Origin of the sequence: Mycobacterium asiaticum (assembly GCF_001673365.1) — a bacterium.
Classification (GTDB): Bacteria; Actinomycetota; Actinomycetes; order Mycobacteriales; family Mycobacteriaceae; genus Mycobacterium; species Mycobacterium asiaticum_A.
Map to the genome: position 1 here is coordinate 23110 of NZ_LZLS01000143.1, position 20270 is coordinate 43379.

Here is a 20270-nt window from a genome sequence, read left to right on the forward strand (position 1 = left end):
GCGACCTACGCGTGGACAGTGATCGGGGCCGGGCCTGCCGGCATCGCCGGGGTGGGACGGCTGCTCGATCTAGGCATCCCGGAGGACAGGATCGCCTGGATTGATCCGGCATTCGCTGCCGGCGACCTGGGTCAGAAGTGGCGGCCCGTGTCAAGCAACACCATTGCCGGCACTTTTCTGGGATACCTGAACGGATCCAAAGCTTTTCGGTTCTCAGAGGTGCCCCCGATGCCGCTGCTGAACGTCGACCCGGAACAGACGTGCGAGCTTGCGCTGGTAGCGGATCCGTTGCTGTGGATCACTCAGCAGTTGCGTGAGCGGGTCTGCGTGTTCCAGACGATGGCAACCACACTCTTTTTGGAGCAGCGGCGCTGGCGGATCGAAACCGAAAGCCACACAATCTCTTCGGAGAACGTCATACTCGCCGTCGGCGCCATTCCGAAAAAACTGGACTATCCGCAGCTTGACGAAATCCCGGTGGAAGTTGCTCTCGATCCGGAAAAACTGGCTGAACAACCGCTCACCGGCGCCACGGTTGCCGTCTTCGGTTCATCTCACTCGTCGATGATCGCGCTGCCTAACCTGCTGCGCCATCCAGTCAAGAAAGTGATCAACTTTTATCGTAGCCCGCTCAAATATGCTGCATATCTGGATGATTGGATCCTCTTCGACGACACCGGCCTCAAAGGCCGAGCGGCGGACTGGGCCCGGGAAAATATCGACGGGGTGTATCCAGAACGGCTGGAACGGTGCTGGGTGTTCAGTCCGGAATATGAGGAGCAGCTCGCAACGTGCGATCTTGCTGTTTATACCGTCGGGTTTGAACGCAGAAAACTTCCCGAAACGCCACAGTGGGGCGAGCTGCACTACAACCAGCAGAACGGCATCATTGCGCCGGGGCTATTCGGGCTGGGCATCGCGTATCCGGAGTACGCCGAGGACCCCTACGGCTTCGGGCAATACCGAGTCGGGCTCAAGAAATTCATGGACTACCTGAACAGTGTGTTGCCGTTGTGGTTGAGTTACGGCACCTAGCGCAGCACCAGAGCGGGATCGCCGCGGCGCCGGTACACCGAGCCGTACCGAGCATCGATCCGTAACCATGTCGGCAGCACCCGTACCCGGATCATCTCATCGGGGTCGGCCGCCGCGGCCGACTGTGGCAGGAAACCCATTGCGGTTAAAGCGAATACGCAGCGCATCGGTAGCCCGACGGTAATGTCGTTCGAGCTCACCTGAATGACCTCCTGGTCGAGCAACGAAACCGGAGGGCCATGGGAACTGCTGTGCTCCTTGGCCAGCTCCGCGCCTTGGGAGGCCAGATCCAGCATCACCCGGGCGGGCACGTCATCGAGGTGGATGAACCCGGATTCCGGCGGCAACGCGCCCCGCCACGCTGAATCCATCGCGTAACCCGGATCCACGTAACCCGAGTTGTCCATCGCAGCCAATCCCCGGACCAGTGCATCTGCGCCGACCGACAAGTCGTCGGGCCGCACCTTGCCCGCCACCACCCGGCTGGCGAGAACGTCGAAACCCGTTGCTACCCAAGCGGTCAGCAACCCAGCCGAGCGGGCGCGGATTCGGATGATCGCGGCAGCGTCGAGCCGCGTTGCGTGATCGGCGAATTTGGCCAGATCGGTGCGGTGAGCCGTCGCGGAGTCCGGACCCAGCCACAAGCCGCGCTCGGCTGGGCCATTTGTTCCCGGCGTTATTCCCTGAGCCACCGCTGCAAGTACTCCCGGTGGTGAGGTGCCAAACGCACCAGCCGCTGTTCCTCGATGTGGACCGCGGCCAGCTGGGATTCGGCGATGACAGCGGGCTTGGAGTCCGGGTCGGCGTTGACCGAGCGCACTTCGTAGCCCAGGGTGAAGTCGACCGCCCGCAGCCGCTTTGTCCAGATCGTCACTTGCAGCGGCGAATCGACCAATCGCAACTGGTCTTTGTAGGTCACCCGGACGTCGGCGATCAGGAGGCCGATGGTGGTGATGTCGGCGCCGAACGGCTCTTTGAGGAACGGGACCCGCGACTCTTCGAGGATGGTGACCATGGTGGCGTGGTTGACGTGCTGGTACATGTCGATGTCCGACCACCGCACCGGCACGGAGGCGACGTAACCGATACTCACCCTGACGCGCCCCGTCCGCTGGTGCGGGTCATGCGGCGGATCTGGCGGGCCGCCACCGACAGCGTCGCGAGATCGGTCGCACCACTCTCGCGGATCTCCTCGAGCGTCCGACGGGCCCGCTCGACCCGGGACGCGCTGATGTGTTCCCACTCGGCGATCTTCTGCTCACCACTTTCATCCGGCTCCCCCACCGCAAGCACGTCGAAACACAACGATCGCAGCGACGCGTAGATGTCGTCTCGAATTGCCAACCGCGCCAACGAATGCCACCGGTCATTGCGCGGAAGCTCGGACACCGCAGTCAGCAGCGAGTCAGTACCCAACCGATCCATCAACGCGAAATACGTGTCAGCGACGTCGGCGGACTCGATCTCGGTGATGTCTGCGATGTCGATGATGTCCAGCAGGCTGTACCGGTAGAGGCCGGCGGCAACCCGATACGCCAGGTCCTGCGGTGCTCCCTGGGAGGTGAACTCCGCTGCTTCCTTGTCAACGATGGCCTTGTCGTCGCCGCGCAGCCACGCCGACATCTGCGGCGTCAACGCCTTGACCTTGGCGGCGAACCGGTTGATTTCGGCGCCTACGGCCAGCGGCTGAGGACGGTAGTTGAGCAGCCAGCGCCCGGCGCGGTCAATTAATCGGCGGGTGTCCAGGGTCAGCCGGTCAGATAGGGCAACCGGCAGATTGGCCGCACGGATGCGGTGCCAGATGTGACTGATACCGAAGATCGCGTCGGTGGCAGCGAAAGTGCGCACCGCGTGGATCTGCGGCACACCGACGTCCTCGGCGAGCCGGAACGCGTAGCTGATCCCGGCGGTGTCCACCATGTCGTTGATCAGCATCGTGGTGACGATCTCGCGGCGCAGCTGGTGGGATCGGATCTCCGGCGTGAAGCCCTCCCGCAGCGGCTTGGGGAAGTATGCCGGGAGCCGGGATGCGAACACCTCCTGGTCGGGCAGTTCCGTGTTCAGCAGGTCCTCTTTGAGTGCCAGCTTCACGTGCGCCATCAGCGTCGCCAGTTCGGGCGAGGTGAGCCCCAGCCCCACCTCGGTGCGCCGTGCGATCTCTTTTTCCGACGGCAGTGCCTCCAGCTCGCGGCTGACGCCACGCTCGGCGACCAGGTACTTGATCTGGTCGGCGTGCACCGGAAGCAGGCTGGCCGCGTTGGCTCGGCTGGTGCCCATCAGGTCGTTCTGGTCCTCGTTGTCCCGCAGCACCAACGTGGCCACTTCGTCGGTCATCGACTCGAGTAGTTGCTTGCGTTCCTCGGCTTTGACCTTGCCGGCGGTGACCAGCGAGTCGATCAGGATCTTGATGTTGACCTCGTGGTCGGAGCAGTCCACGCCGGCGGAGTTGTCCATCGCGTCGGTGTTGATCCGGCCGCCGGACAGGTCGAACTCCACCCGGCCGCGTGCCGTCACACCCAAGTTGCCGCCCTCGCCGATTACCTTGGCGCGCACTTGATTTCCGTTGACGCGCACCGGATCGTTGGCGCGGTCACCGACATCGGCGTCGGACTCGGTTTCGGCCTTGATGTAGGTGCCGATGCCGCCGTTGAACAGCAGGTCCACCGGGGCCTGCAGGATCGCCCGCATCAGGTTCGGCGGGGACATTTCCATGACTCCCCCGGCTTCGGCGCCGTCGATACCCAACGCATCGCGGACCTGCGGGCTGACCGGGATGGACTTCTGCTCGCGGCTGTACACGCCGCCGCCCTCGCTGATCAGCGACTTGTCGTAGTATTCCCAGCTCGAGCGCGGCAGGTCGAACATCCGTTGCCGCTCCACCCAGGACGACGCGGCGTCGGGGTCCGGGTCGAGGAAGATGTGGCGGTGGTCGAACGCGGCGATCAGCCTGATGTGCTTGCTCAACAGCATCCCGTTGCCGAACACGTCGCCGCTCATGTCGCCGACGCCGACGACGGTGAAGTCCTCGCTCTGGGTGTCGACGCCGATCTCCCGGAAATGCCGTTTGACCGCTTCCCAGGCGCCCTTAGCGGTGATGCCCATGGCTTTGTGGTCGTAGCCGACGGAACCACCTGATGCGAACGCGTCACCTAGCCAGAAGCCGTAGGACTTCGCGACGTCGTTGGCGATGTCGGAGAACGTGGCGGTGCCTTTGTCCGCAGCCACGACCAGGTAAGCGTCGTCGCCGTCGCGGCGGACCACATCGGCCGGCGGGTTGACGGCTTTGGTCGCGTGGTCGACGTTGTCGGTGACGTCGAGCAGTCCGGAAATGAACAGCTGGTAGCAGGCGACACCTTCGGCGCGGGTGGCCTCACGGTCCGCGGCAGCGTCCCCGGTGGGTATCGGTGCTCGCTTGAGTACGAATCCGCCCTTTGCTCCGACGGGAACGATGACGGCGTTCTTCACCGCCTGCGCCTTGACCAGGCCGAGGATTTCGGTGCGGAAGTCGTCGCGACGGTCCGACCAGCGCAGCCCGCCGCGCGCGACCGGACCGAAACGCAGATGGACCCCCTCCACGCGAGGTGAATAGACGAAGATCTCGAACTTTGGTCGCGGCAGCGGAAGTTCGTCGATCAGCTGGGCGTTGAGTTTGACCGACAACACATCGCGGCTGCGGGCCGAACCTTCGCTCGTCACAAAGTAATTGGTTCGCAACGTGGCCTGAACCAACGATGCGAACGCCCGCAGGATGCGGTCGGTGTCCAAACTCACCAGGGCATCGATGTCGGCAGCGACCGCAGCGGCCGCGGCCTGTGCGTCGCGCGCGCTACCCGCCGAGCCCGGATCGAACAGCGCCTCGAACAGCGCAACCAGCGAGCGCGCGGTCGAGGGATGCTCGTTGAGTACCGACTCGATGTAGGACTGGCTGTAGGGAAAGTTCGCCTGCCGCAGGTATTTTGCGTAAGCGCGCAGCAGCATGACTTGCTGCCAGGTCAACCCGGCACGCATGACCAATTCGTTGAACCGGTCGATCTCGACCCGGCCGTGCCAGATCGCGGTGACGGCGTCGGCGAATCGCTGCGCGCCCGCATCTCGCTCCGCTTCGGTCTCCGCCAGTGGGATGGTCGGGTGCGGCTGGATCATGAACTGGTAGATCCACACCGGCAACCCGTCCGCCCGGGTGACGTTGAAGGGCCGCTCTTCGAGCACGACAACGCCCATGCTCTGCAACATCGGTAACAGCTGGCTCAGCGAGGCCGTCCGACCGCCGAGGAACCAGGTCAGCTGGGCAACGCCATCCTCGTCACGGTCGGAGAAGACCAACTTGACCGAGTCGTCACTGAGTTCGTTGATGATGGCGATCTCGTCGATGGCGTCGACGGGGGTAACCCACTGTTTATAGGTCTCGGGGAATGCGGCGGCGTAGTGCTCGGCGTCGGCATGGCTGACCGAGGTGGTGGCGGCGGCGGCAATCAGGCGGTCGCCCCAGGTGCGGGCGGCTTCGCTCAACATCGACTGCAGCCGGATCCGGTTGGGTTCGGAGACGTCGACGGAGCCCGGCTGGGAATCTTCGGGCAGCCGCACCATGAAATGCATTAGCGCATAAGGTGATTCACTGACCCGGGCGGTGAATTCCAAACGTGTACCACCGAATTCGCGGACCAGGATGTCCTCGATTTGCAGGCGAACCGCGGTGGTGTAGCGGTCGCGGGGCAGATACACCAGGCAGGAGACGAAGAACTGCAGCCGGTCGGCGCGCAGGAACAACAACGCGCGTCGCTGCGAGCCCATGTCCACCACGGCTTTTGCCATCGCGAGCAGCCGTTCGGCGCTGAGCGTGAACAGCTCCGGACGCGGAACGGTCTGAATGACGTCGAGCAGGAGTTGGCCGGGGTGGCTGGGATCGCTGCCGGCCAGGGTGAGCGCGTCGCGGACCCGGTGGGCGATGGTCGGAATTTCCAGGACGTCGGCGTTCATGGCCGCGACGGTGAAAAGCCCGACGAAGCGGTGCTCGAAGACCGCGCCCTCTTCGCCCGCGTCTTGACCGTCCGCATATTCGCGGACCGCGATCGCGTAGGGGTAGGCGCCGTAGCGCAGGTAGCTGCCGACTGCGGCCTGAGCCAAGACCAGCAGCTTGGATTCGTCGGTGAGCCGCGGCCGGGTGCCTGATCGCGCGCGCAGCACGCCGAGGCCGCTCGACCCGTCACCGATCACCAAACCGTCCTGCACCCGGGTTCGCTGGTAGCCGAGCAGCAGGAAGTTTCCCTTCCCCAGCCAGCGCAGCAGTTCGGCGATCTCCTGGCGATCGGGGGCCTGATACCGGCCCTCGGGGTCGTTGTCGACGTCGGTGGCTACCTCGCCGAGGGTGGCGATCAGGTCCGCCGCGTCGGTGGCTACCCGCTGAACATCGGTGAGGACTTTGGGCAGCAGCCGCTGAACCTCGGCGAGCACCTTGCTATCGACCGATGGGGAGAGCTGGACGTGGATCCATGCCTCACCGACGTAAGGTGACGCGTCATCGGCTTTGGGTTCGACGCGCTGCAACTCCCCTGACTCATCGCGGCGCACCTCGAAGACCGGGGTCATGATCGCGGTGTAGGCCAACCCCAGCCGGTGCAGCAGCACGGTGACCGAATCCATCAGCATGCTGCCCTGGTCGGTGACCACCTGCAGTGCCGGTCCGAAGCCCGAGGGGTCGTCGGGCAGGTAGACAGCGACGGCGCTTTCTCCGGCCGGCCGATGCTGCGCGAGTCGCGTGTGCGCACCCACGACTGCCGGGGTCACCAGCGAAGTAGAGTTCGCCGACGACTCGGGTCCTTCGTCGTGCGGTCCGCGGTAGCTGGCCAGGTAGGCATCGAACACCCAGTCGGGTGTATCGGCGCCGTGCGTGACCGGGGTCCACGCCGCGACGTCTTCCTTTGGTCCGGGATCGATCGTCATTCCGATTGCTCCCAACTCGCGACGGATACCGCTGGGTTACTGCCCCGCTCCACAGCGATCGTTGCGACCGCGTTGTCACAGAGCAGTGCTGACATTAGTCGCGTGTCAGCTTGCGGTGGGTCACTCTGTGCGGACGCGCCGCTTCGGCACCGAGTCGTTCGACCTTGTTCTCCTCGTAGGCACCGAAGTTGCCCTCGAACCAGAACCACTTGGCCTCGTTGTCGTCGTCACCCTCCCAGGCCAGGATGTGCGTGCAGGTTCGGTCGAGGAACCAGCGGTCGTGGGAGATCACCACCGCACAGCCCGGGAAATTCACCAGCGCGTTTTCTAGCGAGCTGAGGGTTTCCACGTCCAGGTCGTTGGTCGGTTCGTCGAGCAGGATCAGGTTGCCGCCCTGTTTGAGGGTCAACGCCAGGTTCAACCGGTTGCGCTCGCCACCCGAGAGCACCCCGGCCGGCTTCTGCTGATCGGGACCCTTGAAACCGAAGGCCGACACGTAAGCCCGCGACGGCACCTCGGTTTGACCGACCTCGATGTAGTCGAGTCCGTCGGAGACGACCTGCCACACGGTCTTCTTCGGGTCGATGCCCGAGCGGGTCTGGTCGACGTAACTCAGCTTGACGGTCTCGCCGACCTTGACCGTGCCGCTGTCGGGCTCCTCGAGCCCGACGATGGTCTTGAACAACGTGGTCTTACCGACACCGTTGGGGCCGATGACGCCGACGATGCCGTTGCGAGGCAGCGTGAACGACAAGTCTTTGATCAAGGTGCGACCCTCGAAGCCCTTGTCGAGGTGCTCGACTTCGACCACGACCGAACCCAGCCGGGGGCCGACCGGGATCTGGATCTCCTCGAAGTCGAGCTTGCGCGACTTCTCCGCCTCGGCGGCCATCTCCTCGTAGCGCTGCAACCGTGCCTTGCTCTTGGCCTGACGAGCCTTGGCACCCGAGCGGACCCAGGCCAATTCCTCCTGCAACCGCTTCTGCAGCTTGGCGTCTTTGCGCCCCTGCACCGCGATCCGCTCGGCTTTCTTCTCCAGGTACGTCGAGTAGTTGCCTTCGTATGGATAGGCGCGGCCACGGTCGAGTTCGAGGATCCACTCGGCGACATTGTCGAGGAAGTAGCGGTCGTGGGTGACCGCCAGGATCGCACCGGCGTAGCTGGCCAGGTGCTGCTCGAGCCACTGCACGGATTCCGCGTCCAGGTGGTTTGTCGGTTCGTCGAGTAGCAGCAGGTCCGGCTTTGACAGCAGCAACTTGCACAGCGCAACGCGGCGGCGCTCGCCGCCGGACAGGTTGGTGACCGGTTCGTCCGGCGGCGGACAGCGCAGCGCGTCCATGGCCTGCTCCAGCTGCGAGTCGAGGTCCCACGCGTCGGCGTGATCCAGATCCTCTTGCAGCCGACCCATTTCCTCCATCAGCTCATCGGAGTAATCGGTGGCCATCAGCTCGGCGACCTCGTTGAACCGGTCGAGCTTGACCTTGATCTCGCCCAGGCCCTCCTCAACGTTGCCCCGAACCGTCTTCTCTTCGTTCAGCGGCGGCTCCTGCAGCAGAATGCCGACCGACGCGTTATTTGCCAGGAAAGCGTCGCCGTTGTTCGGCTTGTCCAACCCGGCCATGATCCGCAAGACGCTCGACTTTCCGGCCCCATTGGGGCCGACGACGCCGATCTTGGCGCCGGGGTAGAAGCTCAACGTCACATCGTCGAGAATCACCTTGTCGCCGTGCGCCTTGCGGACCTTCTTCATCGTGTAGATGAACTCAGCCATGCCGCGGTGTTGCCTTTCTGGTCTTGAAAAGAAATTTCTCCGTGAAATATCCGCGGACCATCCTATGCACCGCCCGGAATGGCTAGGCCGACAGTGGCAACGCGCTGGTGACAGCGACGGCGTCTTCGGCGGGTTCCGTTTCACCTACTTCGGCGCCGGCGGGGCGGTCAGCTGCGGCGCCCTCGGCCGCCGGGGCTTCCAGCGGATTCGGGCCGGTGTAGCTCGGCTTCTCGATGCGCACGATCGTGCGCGCCAAGTCCGGTCCCACCGCCGTCGCCCGCATTTCCACCGATGACCGGCGATTGCCGTCGCGGTCCTCGTACTCACTGGTGTAGACGTGACCCACCACTATCACCGGTGCGCCTTTGGCCAGCGCGGCGCCGACTCCGGTGACCAACCGGCCCCAGCAGTTGACGGTGACGAACAGCGAGTTGCCCGACTCCCAGCCACCGTCGGAGGTGCGTCGACGCGAATTGCTCGCAACCCGGAACTTGATCACTTCTTCGTTGCCGACCCGGCGGCGCTGCGGGTCGGCAACGATGTGTCCGACGATGGTCAGCGGTGTTTCGAACATTGGCTCAACTTTCTCTCGTCTCGGGGTCGTGCTGGTGTTGGAGCCCATTTAGCTCGCCACCGCCGACGAGATGGACCAGCCAACTGCGCTGTGTCGACCCACCTGTGGAGAAAGTCGCAACTGGGGACAACTCGTGTCCCGCGGACTCTCAGCGATCGCGCTCCTGGCGCGCCTTGATTTCGCGTTCGGCGAACTGACTGCGGGCGATCCGCCCGACATAGCTGAAATCACGCAGAATGTCGCGCAGTTCGTTTCGGAACGCGGCCCGACGTTCAGACAGCTCTGGTGCCGAGCCGATCAGGTCTTGGTCCGCGACGACCTGGCGCGCGGTCGCGAACAGCAGCGTCGACACCGATTCGCTGCTGCGGACCCGTCCCTGGGCCACGTACTGGCGTCCGACCCCAAGGGCCAGTTCCGTGAGGTCCTTCTGGTTGATATCCGCCGGGGCATCGCGCAGAACGTCGGCGACGATCTCATAGGCCTCGAAGAACACGCGCAGCATCGCCTCGGACATCAGCGGTCGTTTGGCCTGCAATATTCGTTCGATCGCCTCACCGCCGGCGGCGAGTTGTGATTCCCAATCCTGTTGCCACGCCATCTCTTTGGCGATGTTGGCGCGGAATGCAGCCGAATCGGCGAAATAGAAATCGAACTTGAGCAGATCGCGCAACCGCATTGCTTGCGCCCAGAACGCTTCGACCCGATCACCTTTGGCGTTGCGGGTGTGGGCCAGCGCCAGTTCGACGATCGACGTCTCCAAAAATGCGTGAATCACCGAGTTTCGATAAAACGCTCCGGCGTGCTCGTCCTCGGGAGCGATGTACCACACCGGCTCCCGACCGCTGTCGACACGAGTTACCGGGTGCCCGTTGGACAATGCATCCACCGCCGCGCGCACACCGTCGCGCGAGCGCAACCGCAACGCACTGGTGGACACCGGCGTCTGCTTACGGTCGAGGTAGTCCAACGAATCCTGCAAGGTGCGGTGCAACTGATCGAGAGTCAACGCCGTCCCACGAGTCGTGAGCAGCAGCGCCGAAACCAGACCCGTGGCCGTCACTGGAGTGGACTGCAGAATGCGCCATGCAACTTCGAACGACATCTTCTGCAGCGCAAGGCGTTTTGCTGCTTGATCTTGTGCCAACGGACCGTTCGGTGGGCCCAGATACTGTCGCATCGAGACCGCTTCGGGAAAGCGTACGTAGATCTTGCCGTAGTTACGCTCACCCTGGGCTTTGATGAAGTTGTACAGCCAGCTGAAGCCTTCGGGTGTCTTCTCCGCCCCCTGCGCGTACGCCGCGTACTCGGCGATCTCGTGCAATTGGTCGAAGCAGATCGAAACACCCTGCAGCAGAATGTCTTCGCTGCGACCGTCCAGATAGGCGTCGGCGACGTAGCTCATCAGGCCGAGCTTTGGCGGCAGCATCTTCCCGGTTCGCGAGCGGGTTCCCTCGATGGACCAGCTCAGGTTGAACCGCTTCTCGACGATGTAACCCACGTATTCTTTGAGCACGTACTTGTACAGCGGGTTGTCACCGATGTTGCGTCGAATGAAGATGGTGCCCGACCGGCGCATGAGCGGCCCCATGACGCCGAAAGACAGGTTGATGCCGCCGAACATGTGCACCGGCGGTAACCTGTTGTCCTGCATCGCCACTGGCACCACGGCACCATCGATGTAAGACCGGTGCGAGAACAGCAGCACCGCGGGGTGGGTTTCCAGTGCGGCACGCATCGCCGCGACCTGATATTCGTCGTAGTCGAATTCCGGGTCGAACCCGCGGCTGAGCATCCGCCCCAACACCGAGATCACGTCTACCGATGCCTGGCTCCACCCGGTAGCGAGTTCGTCGAGCATCTTGCCCGCTTCCTCGACGGTGGCGCCGGGAATGGCTTCCAGGCCGCGGCGAAATCGCGCTGAGGCCAACATCTCCGGCTTGACAAGACGAGGTGACTTGTACTGCGGCCCGAGGATTCGGTATTCGGAGCGCGCCAACGCCAGCAACGCGCGTCGGGTGACGAACTGGGCGAACTCCAAGGCGTTCTCGCCTACGGTGGTGTCCCGCCATTGCTGGCGGAGTTCGGCCACGCTGGCCGACTCGCCGGCCACCACCCGGGCCCGCCACGGCTCGGTGCGCAGGATGCGCCGCTGCTGACGTTGACTGGGGTGGTAGGGATCTCGGCCCGGCAGTAGCGCCGCAACCTTTGCGACCTTGCCGCGGTCAGGGGTCGGCAACCAGAACACGCGGACCGGAACCACTGACCGGTCGTCGTTGGTCTGCGAGCCGAGTTGCTCGACGAGGGCCGTGAGGGACCCCGGCGCGTTGGTGTCGGGCGGCAGTTTCAACACGTCGAACTTGGTCTGCGGGTGGCGGGCACGTTGCTCGCCCACCCAGTCCATGACCAACTCCATCTCGACGGGCGTGTCCATGGATGCAAGTACCAGTGCATCTTCGGCAGTCAGCACTGCGCTGGTGTCGGCGGCCGGTTTTGTCACGGCCGCCCTCAGGGCTTCGGGGTCGAGGAGTCGGGCTGCTGCGGGCTGGTCTGCGCTACTTCGACGTTGTTGAGCTCGACGGTGGATTCGTGCGGCGTGACGTTGTCGGTCGCTTTCGGAGTTGCTTTCGTGGCAGCCTTTTTCGCGGTCTTCTTGGCGGTAGCTTTCTTGGCAGTCGTTTTCTTGGCAGTCGTTTTTTTGGCCGCGGTCTTTTTCGCGGGAGCCTTCTTGGCGGCCGTCTTTTTCGCGGGAGCCTTCTTGGCCGGCGCCTTCTTAGCAGGAGCCTTCTTGGCCGGCGCCTTCTTAGCGGGAGCCGTCTTCTTCGCCGGTTTCTTGCTATACAAGGCGACCTCGGGAAGCCCGTCGGTCGGCCAGTCGGCCAAGGTGTCGAGATAGAGCTGACGAATTTCGGCGATCCGTTCGGGCAACGTCTCCAAAGTCCAGTCCTCAACCGGAATCGGCGGGAACACCGCAACGTCGACCGTGCCCGGGTTCAACGTGGTGGAGTTGCGGGACGCGATGATCTCGGCGTTGCGAATCACGATGGGAACAACGGGAATTCCCACTGCCATCGCAATTCGGAACGGTCCCTTCTTGAAGGGTCCGACTTCGGTGGTGTCCAACCGGGTGCCCTCCGGGGCGATCACGATGGACAGGCCGTTGCGCGCCCGGTCCTCCACAGTGTGCAGCATCTCCACCGCGGAGTTCGCATCGTCGCGATCGATGAACACCCCGTCGAGCAGCTTGCCCATGGTGCCCATGATCGGGTCGCGTTCGAGTTCCTTTTTGCCTACGCCAACCCAGTTGTCCTTCACCAGTGCACCGGAGATGATCGGGTCAACCTGGTTGCGGTGGTTGAAGATAAAGACCGCGGGGCGCTGCGCTGTCAGGTTTTCCTTCCCGAGGACGTTCAAGTGCACGCCACAGGTAGCCAACAGCAATTGGGAGAAGTTCGAGGTGAAAAAGTTCACCCCACGGCGCCGGTTGCGGGTCAGCAGACCGAGTCCCACCGCACCGGCCGCGACCGGCACCATGGAGCCGAATCCGGCCAGCGTGCGGATCTGACGGCGAAGACCGACCCCGCCACGGCTGTCGAATTTCAGGATCGGCCATCCGCGCCGCTTGGCAACCGCGGCCATCTTGCCTTCGGGGTTGGTCGGGCGCGGGTTGCCGACCAGGTACATCAGCGCGACGTCTTCGTCGCCGTCGGCGTAGAAGTAACTTTCCTTTAGGTCGATGTCGTGTTCGGCCGCAAACCGTTGCACCGCAGACGCTTTGCCCGGACCCCACAGAATCGGCTTGACGACGCCGCCGGTAAGCAACCCGTCCTCGTTGGTCTCGAATTTGTTGGTGAGCGTGTTGGTGATGCCCAGGAAGCGCGCCACCGGGTTGACTTGGATGGTCAACGCCGAAGAACTGAGCACCACGGTGTGGCCGCGAGTTACGTGCGCGCGCACCAGTTCTCGCATCTCCGGATAGATCCGCGACTCGATCCGCTGGTTGAACAGCCGCTCGCCGATCTCGTCCAGGTCGGTCAACAACCGTCCCGCAAGCGCCATGGACGCCTTGCTGATCAGGTCCTCGAACTCGATGCGTCCCAGGGTGTGGTTGAGGGCTCCTTGGACCATGCTGAGCAGTTCGCCCACGCCCATATCGCGGCGCCGCAGCCGCTCCTGGGTCAGGATGACTGCGGTGAATCCCGCGACCAAAGTTCCGTCCAGATCGAAAAACGCGCCGACCTTCGGACCCTGCGGACTGGCCATGATCTCGGCCACCGAACCGGGCAGCCGCAGATCCTTGCCCTGCTGACGGTCCCCGCCGTCCTTTTCGTCCGCGGCACTCATGAGACCGTCACCGATCGAGACGAGTCAGCCAGGTCGGCATCGAATGACGCCGCCACCGCACGCGGCGGCGGATCGCCGGCCAGGGCGAGGATTTCGTCGAAAGCTTCCAGCAGGCATTGGGCGAACAACTCGTCCTTCTTCACCGAAGCCCGGTCGTAGCGCACGGTAATCGTGCACCATCCGCCACGAGAGATCAGCACCACCATCATCGCAACCCCGGGCAGTGGGCCGATCCCGTACTGCCGCAACACCTTTGCACCGGCGATGAACGTATCGCCGGGATAGACCGGGACATTGCTAGCTTGCACGTCGTTGCCGATCACCGAGCTACTAATGCTTTCCAGCACCGCGGTGGGCAGCACACTGAGCACCGGCGCGATGGACCCGATGATGTTCATCGCGGGCTCTTCGCGACGTTGAGTCATCTGCGCCCGAATTTTCTTGATCCGGGCCACCGGATCAAGAGTGCCCACCGGCGCTGCCAGATTCACGCCGGTGAACTGGTTGCCGCCGGCGGCATCGCCTTCGGCGCGCAGGTTCACCGGGACCGCCATCGGCAGGGTGCTGATCGGCACACCCATTGCTTCGTGGTAGCGGCGCAACGCTCCGCACAGACCGGCCAGATAGGCGTCGTTGATGGACCCGCCACCCGCCTTGGCCGCCGCGTGCAGATCCGAAAGTCGAATGTCGATGGCTTCGGAGCGGCTGGTGAGGCTGCGACGGCGGAGCAACGGCGACGGTTCGGCGGCCCGGTTCAACACTCGGGCGCCCGATGTCGCGTAGCCGAAGATCCCGGACACGGTGGAAAGCGGGTCCATCACCGCTCGCCCGGCCGCCGACACGGCGCCGGTCAGCGCGCCTAACGCACCACCGACTAGTGCGATGGGCAGATGGTTGATGCCTTCGCGCATCAGGTCATTAGGCGTCAGATCTTGGGGAATGGGTAGCGGCGGCGTGGGCCGTGGAGCCGGATCCCGCTCCAGGTCGTAGATTTCGGCAAACATCTCGACGCTGCCGACCCCGTCGGTGACGGCATGGCTGAGGTGCAGCAGGGTTGCCGCCTTACCGTCGGGCAGGCCTTCGACGAGCGTCGCGGTCCACAACGGACGCGAAATGTCCAGCGGCGATTGAAGCATCACCTCGGCGAGGTCGAATACCTCGCGCAGGGTGCCGGGTTCGGAAACCCGGACCCGTCGCACATGAAAGTCCAGATTGAAGTCGGGATCGACCACCCAGCGCGGCGAGGCGGTCGGCAACGTCGGCACCACGACTTTCTGCCGCAGGCGCAGCACCTTTCGGGAGGCGCTTTCGAAACGAGACCGGAAACGATCCCAATCCGGTGTGCTGTCCAGGATTTCCAGCGCCATGATCCCCGAGCGGGTACGTGGGTTCGCCTCGCCCCGGTGCATCAGGTAGTCGACCGGCCCGAGCTCGTCGGACATCCCGATAGCTCCGTCGGACTCAGCCATTCTCACAACCCCAAATGCGCCGGGTTCGACACGTCAACCCTCTCACCGCTGATCCACCCTCCCGCTGTCCGGACCCGCCACCAGAATGCCCACTCAACGCTAGTCCCGTTCTGGCGGTGTTGAAAGTAACCCCCGCCACGGTCTACCGGACCGTCGCAGCGGGCACGCCCTGCAGAAGTGACGGTCGAGATCTAGCTGGCCGGAGAGGCAGACAGGGCCAGCGAACCCAGCAGCGAGTTTTCCCGCCGCCCGTAGACGACGCCGAGGAAGTCGGCAACGGCGTCAGCGGCCAGCCGGGAGCGGACCGTGGGGGTGATGTCGAAGGCGTGGTGGGCATTGGCGAGCTCAGCGTGCGCCACGGTGGCCGCGCCGGCCCCCCGCAACGCCGCGCAGAAGGACCGGGCCTGGCCGCTGGGGACCAGCTGGTCTCGTTCGCCGTGCAACACGAAAAAGGGCGGGGCGTCGGCGTGCACATAGGAGACCGGCGACGCTTCGACGAATCGTTCCGGCTCCTGGTCGTAGCGGGCCTTGATGACGAACTGCTCGAGGAACGGCAGCATCATCTCGTGCATGTTGTCGAAGTCGGTGAAGTCGTAGACGCCGTAGTAGGGGGCCACCGCTTGGACGGTGGTGTCGGCGCGCTCGAAACCCGGCTGGAACGTCGGGTCGTTGGGAGTGAGCGCGGCCAGCGAAGCCAGGTGGCCGCCGGCTGAGCCACCGGTGATCGCGATGAAGTCCGAGTCGCCGCCGTAGTCGCCGATGTTCTCCCGCACCCAGGCGATGGCGCGCTTGACGTCGATGATGTGCGCCGGGAACTTGGCGCGCGGGCTCTTGCTGTAGTTGATCGAGACGCATATCCAGCCGAGTTCGACCATCCGGCTCATCAACGTGTACGCCTGCGGCCGCTTGCCGTTGACGCTCCACGCGCCGCCGGGGACCTGGATCAGCACCGGCGCTCGGTGCCCGGGTGCCAGGTCGGGCCGACGCCAAATGTCGAGCAGATGCTCGGTGCCGCCAGGCCCGTAGGAAATGTTGGAAGTTTTGGCCGCATAACGGCGGTGGGGCCCGGGTTTGGGCTTGGGCAGCCGGCTGCGGCGTGAGATGGCGGCTGGATCGGTGGTCGGGTGATACACCTGCTCGCGGAAGCTGGGTCCGAAGCACGCTTCCAGCGCGGCGGTAAGCGCCAGGTCGGCGCGCTGCGCGGCCCAGGTGGTGCCGACCCGGTTTATCGACTGCGGCGAAACCCGGCATAAGGCATGCCCGGTCAGGACGTGCGGAGGGAATTCGGTGGCCACCCAATTGGCAACCCAACCGACAGCAAATGGCGATCCACGCAACAACAGCGAGCCGGCCCGGTAGGTGTCTCGCGCACCTGCCGCGAGTTCCGCACCCTGCCGCAAAGCTTCAGCACCCACCCGCGAACACCGCGAAGTGACATCGGCCAAGCACATAACTAAGCACACCCCTCGACGTCAGGCACACGCCTCGTTGCGGTCCACGGCCGATTACCGGCCGATGTTGTACGTGTGTCGAGGCTCACACCATAGCCCATTTCTCGCTCACTCAAACGTCTTTCGGACACGTTGTGTCGCTTGAGCCGCTTCGCTTTTCGGCTTTGGATAGACTGACCTGCGCATTGCCTCCGTAGCTCAGGTGGATAGAGCAAGGGCCTTCTAATCCCTAGGTCGCACGTTCGAGTCGTGCCGGGGGCACCAGATGTGGTGTTTGGCGCCTCGTGTGGCCAGTGTGGCCAGTGTGATTTAGGTGATCGATGTGTCACCGCATTTTGAGCCTGCGCCCAACCAGACATGTCGCTCCTCGAATTCATCCGATTGGTTTGTTACACCACCCTTTTTGTCAAAGGGCGGTGAACGAATACCGCAATAGCGATGAAATGCCCAGCTCAGAAGGGCTGAGAATGCGAGGTCTTGCGCGAAGGGCTATTAGTCCTGCCGTAGCGATCGCTCAGGCTGGGACCACCGCACGGCTGCGCACGTCGGCAGAGTTCGTCAGTTGCAGCGCGGTGTCGACCACCGAGTCGTTGCGCAGCAGCTTCACGTCGCTGTGGTAGCTCATCGACGTCAGCCACGGCCGACCGGCGCCCTGCCGAGGCAGCAGGTCAACGGAGCGCTGCACATAGCCCGCCGCGAAGTCCAGCAGCGGCCGAGTCGCCATGTCCGGGTCGGACAGGACGGGGCGTGCGGTGTCCAAACCGTTGGCATCCATGTGGCTCAGCAGCCGGCAGAAGTGTTCGCACAACAGCCCGACCTTGAGCGTCCACGACGAGTTGGTGTATCCGATGGCGTACGCAAAGTTCGGCACGTCGGACAACATCATGCCCTTGTAGGCCACGTGGTCGGGCAGGTTGACCTGCTCGCCGTCGACCGTCAACGACATGCCGCCGAACACCTGCAGATTCAAACCCGTTGCGGTGACGATGATGTCGGCATCGATTTCGCGCCCGGACTCCAACAGGATGCCGTTCTCGGTGAAGGTGGCGATCCGGTCGGTAACCACCGAAGCGCTGCCGTTGCGGATCGCCCGGAACAGGTCGGAGTCGGGTACCGCGCACAGCCGCTGGTCCCAGGGGTTGTAGGCAGGGCTGAAATGCTCGTCGACGGGATAACCGTCGGGCAGCCGCTTGGCGTTGACGTTGCGAATGATCTTCTTGGCAAGCGCCGGGTAGCGCTGGCAGAACTGGTACACCGCGCGCTGCTGGCCGATGTTCTTGCGACGCGCCAGCGCGTAGCCGAGCTTGTCTCCCAGCAGTTTCTTGGCCGCGTTGGCAAAGGCGTCCTTGGACGGAACCGGCATGATGTAGGTCGGCGAGCGTTGCAGCATGGTCACGTGCCCAGCACGTTCGGCAAGTGCCGGCAGCAGGGTGACCGCGGTGGCGCCGCTGCCGATCACGACGACGTTCTTGCCGGTGTAGTCCAGGTCCTCGGGCCAGTGCTGGGGATGCACGATTCGCCCGGTGAAGCGGTCGCGGCCCTCGAAGTGCGGCGTGTAGCCCTCGTCGTAGCGGTAGTACCCGCCGGCGCAGAACAACCAGTTGGCGCTGATCTGGGTCCGGGCTCCGACGTCGGAGCGCTCGACGTCAACGATCCAGCGCGCATCGGCGCTCGACCAACTGGCGGAGTGCACCTTGTGGTGGAAGCGGATGTTGCGGTCGATGTCGTTCTCGGCGGCCGTCTCGCGCAGGTACGCCAGGATCTTGTCAGCGGTGGCGATGGCGTGGTCGTCGCGCCACGGCTTGAATTCGTAGCCGAAAGTGTGCAGGTCGGAGTCCGATCGAATGCCCGGATAGCGGAAGAGATCCCAGGTCCCGCCGGTGGCGCCGCGTGCCTCCAGGATCGCGTAACTGCGGCCAGGGTGCTCGCGCTGCAGGTAGTACGCGGCGCCGATGCCGGAGATGCCTGCGCCGACGATCAGGACGTCGACGTGCTCGATGCCTGCATCGAAGGGGCCGGCTACGAAGTTGCTGGACATGATCGGGGCTCCTGACGCGTCGGTGCGTTGTCGTGTTCCATCGTCGCGGGTCCTCGATGTCCCCACCAAGATAAGATCTGACCAATAATGGTGGTCGCCTGGTGCACTTTGCACCAATATCTTACGGTGGCTAAATGTCGTGGAAGCGTCCGTCGGAGCCGGTCAGAGAGCTGATCAGGCAGTGTGCCCAGATCACCGTCAACCCGCGCGCTGAATGGCTCGAAGAACTCGATGCCGAGGTGCTCACGGCCAGCCCCGCGCTGGCTGCCGACCCGGAACTCGCCGCCGCGGTCGGGCGCAGCAACCGGGCCAACATGTATTTCTGGTGCGCTGCCAACGTGCGCGATCCCGGGGCGCCGGTCCCGCCAAACACTGGACCCGAGCCGATGAACATCGCACGCGAAGTGGCCCGGCGCGGACTCACCCCGTTCACACTCGACGCCTACCGCATCGGGGAGGCCGTGGCGTGGCGCCGCCTGATGGAGATCGCGTTCGAGCTGACCTCCGATGCCGCCGAACTCCACGAGTTGCTCGACGTGTGCTCACGATCGATCAGCGCTTTCATCGACGGCACGCTGGCTGGCATCGCCGCGCAGATCGAGCAAGAGCGCGACGATCTCACCCGCGGCACCCACGCCGAGCGGCTCGAAACGATCGCACTGATTCTCGACGGCGCCCCGATCACCCGGAAGCGAGCCGAAGCCCGACTCGGTTACGCCTTGACCGGGCCGCACATCGCCGCGGTCATTTGGAGCGACGACGCAGCCGGTGACATGGCCCGGTTGGATTCCGCCGCCGAGTCGCTGGGGCATGCCGCCGGGGTACGGCCGCTCACCGTCCTGGCCAGCACCGCCACCCGCTGGGTGTGGACCCCGACGCGGTCCATAGACGTTGCGGCGCTGCGTGATTCGATTGACGCCATGCCCGATATCCGCGTCGCGATCGGACCATGCGGTGACGGCATCGACGGATTCCGGCGCAGTCATTTCGACGCGATCACCACTCAACAGATGTTGGCCCGCCTGCGATCACCGCAACGCGTCGCGCGCTTCGCCGATATCGAGTTGGTCGCGTTGATCACCGCCGACGCCGATCGCGCCAACGAATTCGTCCATCGCACACTCGGCGATCTCGAAGGAGCGGGACGCGAAATACAGGAGTTCGTAAGGATATTCATCGACGAACAGTGCAACGCCTCGCGCGCCGCCGCACGCCTCTACACCCACCGCAACACGCTACTGCGACGCCTGGCCCGCGCCGAGGAATTGCTGCCCCGTCCATTAGCCGAAACGAGTGTCAACGTGGCGGTCGCGTTGGACGTGTTGCGCTGGCGCGGGCGATAGTCCGACCACCAAAGTCAGCCCGCTATGCCTGCGGCGGCATCGACTCCGTCGGGTTGACCGACCGTCCCGCCGCCACTGCCGGTTTGCGGTGACACTCGACTTACGCGAGCGAAGGCAACCACTCTGATCGAAGCAAGCAGGTTTCGCGCAAACTGGACGTGGAAGGCCAGCACCTGCAAGCAGATCTGCGGCACCACTAGGACAAACGACATAAGACACCTCCGGTGCGCAACATCCTGCCTCACCAGGCCTGCACAATTGTGGAATCGGCTGGTCAACATGTCTGCCGAAAAGTTGCTTTGCGCTTG

The 20270-nt window shown here is 64.1% G+C and carries 13 protein-coding genes and 1 tRNA gene; 3 read left to right on the forward strand and 11 right to left on the reverse strand.

Features of this window, described 5'->3' with window-relative positions:
* Nucleotides 1-18: 18 nt before the first annotated feature.
* A complete protein-coding gene (locus tag A5634_RS15280; RefSeq protein ID WP_065144903.1) occupies nucleotides 19-1035 on the forward strand; it encodes a pyridine nucleotide-disulfide oxidoreductase in 1017 nt (338 codons plus the stop codon).
* Here the strand turns inward: A5634_RS15280 and A5634_RS15285 are convergent.
* The 9 genes from A5634_RS15285 to A5634_RS15325 form a co-directional block, all read right to left on the reverse strand.
* Nucleotides 1032-1715 (reverse strand): hypothetical protein, encoded by a 684-nt coding sequence (locus tag A5634_RS15285; RefSeq protein WP_065144904.1) that lies wholly within the window; start codon nucleotides 1713-1715, stop codon nucleotides 1032-1034. The two genes, A5634_RS15280 and A5634_RS15285, sit on opposite strands and share 4 nt — an antisense overlap.
* Nucleotides 1712-2128 carry an acyl-CoA thioesterase gene (locus A5634_RS15290; RefSeq protein ID WP_065144887.1) on the reverse strand — a complete coding sequence of 139 codons (417 nt, stop codon included), beginning with the start codon at nucleotides 2126-2128 and terminating at the stop codon, nucleotides 1712-1714. The genes A5634_RS15285 and A5634_RS15290 overlap by 4 nt, the downstream gene beginning before the upstream one ends.
* On the reverse strand, nucleotides 2125-6975 hold the full coding sequence (locus A5634_RS15295) for an NAD-glutamate dehydrogenase (protein WP_065144888.1): 4851 nt from the start codon (nucleotides 6973-6975) through the stop codon (nucleotides 2125-2127). Before A5634_RS15295 ends, A5634_RS15290 begins: the two co-directional genes overlap by 4 nt.
* A gap of 94 nt (nucleotides 6976-7069) precedes the next feature.
* A complete protein-coding gene (gene ettA, locus A5634_RS15300; protein WP_065144889.1) occupies nucleotides 7070-8746 on the reverse strand; it encodes an energy-dependent translational throttle protein EttA in 1677 nt (558 codons plus the stop codon).
* An 82-nt stretch (nucleotides 8747-8828) separates the two neighbouring features.
* Complete coding sequence (locus A5634_RS15305) at nucleotides 8829-9320, reverse strand: single-stranded DNA-binding protein (RefSeq protein WP_065144890.1); 492 nt, start codon at nucleotides 9318-9320, stop codon at nucleotides 8829-8831.
* Between the two features lie 148 nt (nucleotides 9321-9468).
* Nucleotides 9469-11817, reverse strand: a complete 2349-nt coding sequence (locus A5634_RS15310; RefSeq protein ID WP_065144891.1) for a glycerol-3-phosphate 1-O-acyltransferase — start codon at nucleotides 11815-11817, stop codon at nucleotides 9469-9471.
* 8 nt (nucleotides 11818-11825) lie between these two features.
* Entirely contained in the window at nucleotides 11826-13661 is a 1836-nt protein-coding gene (locus A5634_RS15315) for an HAD-IB family hydrolase/lysophospholipid acyltransferase family protein (RefSeq protein ID WP_081290450.1), read from the reverse strand.
* Entirely contained in the window at nucleotides 13658-15130 is a 1473-nt protein-coding gene (locus tag A5634_RS15320; RefSeq protein ID WP_065144892.1) for a WS/DGAT/MGAT family O-acyltransferase, read from the reverse strand. The genes A5634_RS15315 and A5634_RS15320 overlap by 4 nt, the downstream gene beginning before the upstream one ends.
* A gap of 191 nt (nucleotides 15131-15321) precedes the next feature.
* Nucleotides 15322-16581 (reverse strand): alpha/beta hydrolase, encoded by a 1260-nt coding sequence (locus tag A5634_RS15325; protein ID WP_065144893.1) that lies wholly within the window; start codon nucleotides 16579-16581, stop codon nucleotides 15322-15324.
* A gap of 187 nt (nucleotides 16582-16768) precedes the next feature.
* On the opposite strand from A5634_RS15325, the gene A5634_RS15330 reads away from it, so the two are divergent.
* Nucleotides 16769-16845, forward strand: a tRNA-Arg gene (locus A5634_RS15330).
* A 250-nt stretch (nucleotides 16846-17095) separates the two neighbouring features.
* Here A5634_RS15330 and A5634_RS15335 read toward each other — a convergent pair.
* On the reverse strand, nucleotides 17096-18619 hold the full coding sequence (locus A5634_RS15335; RefSeq protein ID WP_155769562.1) for a flavin-containing monooxygenase: 1524 nt from the start codon (nucleotides 18617-18619) through the stop codon (nucleotides 17096-17098).
* A 134-nt stretch (nucleotides 18620-18753) separates the two neighbouring features.
* Between A5634_RS15335 and A5634_RS15340 the strand changes: the two genes are divergently transcribed.
* Nucleotides 18754-19962, forward strand: a complete 1209-nt coding sequence (locus A5634_RS15340; RefSeq protein ID WP_065144894.1) for a PucR family transcriptional regulator — start codon at nucleotides 18754-18756, stop codon at nucleotides 19960-19962.
* Between the two features lie 14 nt (nucleotides 19963-19976).
* Here A5634_RS15340 and A5634_RS15345 read toward each other — a convergent pair whose 3' ends face one another.
* Nucleotides 19977-20174: a hypothetical protein gene (locus tag A5634_RS15345; RefSeq protein ID WP_155769563.1), complete on the reverse strand. Its 198-nt coding sequence runs from the start codon at nucleotides 20172-20174 to the stop codon at nucleotides 19977-19979.
* Nucleotides 20175-20270 lie beyond the last annotated feature (96 nt).

Excerpts from the sequence above, each read along its gene's own strand:
- A5634_RS15295 (WP_065144888.1), bottom strand. The coding sequence starts at position 6,975 with ATGACGATCGATCCCGGACCAAAGGAAGACGTCGCGGCGTGGACCCCG.
- A5634_RS15325 (WP_065144893.1), bottom strand. The coding sequence starts at position 16,581 with ATGTGCTTGGCCGATGTCACTTCGCGGTGTTCGCGGGTGGGTGCTGAA.
- A5634_RS15305 (WP_065144890.1), bottom strand. The coding sequence starts at position 9,320 with ATGTTCGAAACACCGCTGACCATCGTCGGACACATCGTTGCCGACCCG.
- A5634_RS15315 (WP_081290450.1), bottom strand. The coding sequence starts at position 13,661 with ATGAGTGCCGCGGACGAAAAGGACGGCGGGGACCGTCAGCAGGGCAAG.
- A5634_RS15345 (WP_155769563.1), bottom strand. The coding sequence starts at position 20,174 with ATGTCGTTTGTCCTAGTGGTGCCGCAGATCTGCTTGCAGGTGCTGGCC.
- ettA (WP_065144889.1), bottom strand. The coding sequence starts at position 8,746 with ATGGCTGAGTTCATCTACACGATGAAGAAGGTCCGCAAGGCGCACGGC.
- A5634_RS15335 (WP_155769562.1), bottom strand. The coding sequence starts at position 18,619 with ATGTCCAGCAACTTCGTAGCCGGCCCCTTCGATGCAGGCATCGAGCAC.
- A5634_RS15340 (WP_065144894.1), top strand. The coding sequence starts at position 18,754 with ATGTCGTGGAAGCGTCCGTCGGAGCCGGTCAGAGAGCTGATCAGGCAG.
- A5634_RS15320 (WP_065144892.1), bottom strand. The coding sequence starts at position 15,130 with ATGGCTGAGTCCGACGGAGCTATCGGGATGTCCGACGAGCTCGGGCCG.